The sequence below is a fragment of the Photobacterium lucens genome, from assembly GCF_009873615.1.
Lineage (GTDB): Bacteria > Pseudomonadota > Gammaproteobacteria > Enterobacterales > Vibrionaceae > Photobacterium > Photobacterium lucens.
Map to the genome: position 1 here is coordinate 1 of NZ_SSMG01000059.1, position 254 is coordinate 254.

The window sequence follows — 254 nt, forward strand, 5'->3', positions numbered from 1 at the left end:
TGGTGGAGCTATGCGGGATCGAACCGCAGACCTCCTGCGTGCAAGGCAGGCGCTCTCCCAGCTGAGCTATAACCCCATCGATGGTGGGCGATACCGGGCTCGAACCAGTGACCCCCTCCTTGTAAGGGAGGTGCTCTCCCAACTGAGCTAATCGCCCATCGTTTTACTTCCGATGAAAGAAGTGGCGTCCCGTAGGGGAGTCGAACCCCTGTTACCGCCGTGAAAGGGCGGTGTCCTAGGCCTCTAGACGAACG

General features: G+C 59.8%; 2 tRNA genes. Both read right to left on the reverse strand.

Annotated elements, in window-relative coordinates:
• A tRNA-Ala gene (locus E5A76_RS03545) sits at positions 1-76 on the reverse strand.
• A 5-nt stretch (positions 77-81) separates the two neighbouring features.
• Positions 82-157, reverse strand: a tRNA-Val gene (locus E5A76_RS03550).
• Positions 158-254 lie beyond the last annotated feature (97 nt).